1 protein-coding gene is annotated in these 241 nt (G+C 69.3%); it reads left to right on the top strand.

The window, feature by feature from the left end; genetic code table 11:
- Positions 1-241: hypothetical protein (locus CVH10_RS23850; protein WP_219925090.1), on the top strand; the 241-nt coding region annotated here is incomplete at both ends.

Raw genomic sequence — 241 nt, 5'->3', positions numbered from 1 at the left:
GGGCCGGATGGGCCTGCCGTCCGCCGTCGCCTTCTTCGGCATCGGCTTCTGGATCATCGTGGCGGCCATGAACCTGAAGGCGGCCAGCGTGGGCGTGATCTTCGCCTCGCTGATCGCCCTGCTTCTGCCGCTGCTGGCGGTGTCCGGCCATATCCGTCCGTTACGGCTGATGGATCGCGAGCGTATGCTTGTAGTCTGGCCCCTGGCGGCCCTGGCCGGCTGGCTGACGGTGGCCGCCCCG

The organism is Halomonas sp. ND22Bw, assembly GCF_003011945.1.
Taxonomy (GTDB): domain Bacteria; phylum Pseudomonadota; class Gammaproteobacteria; order Pseudomonadales; family Halomonadaceae; genus Halomonas; species Halomonas halophila.
This window is presented reverse-complemented; position numbering and strand designations above follow the sequence as displayed.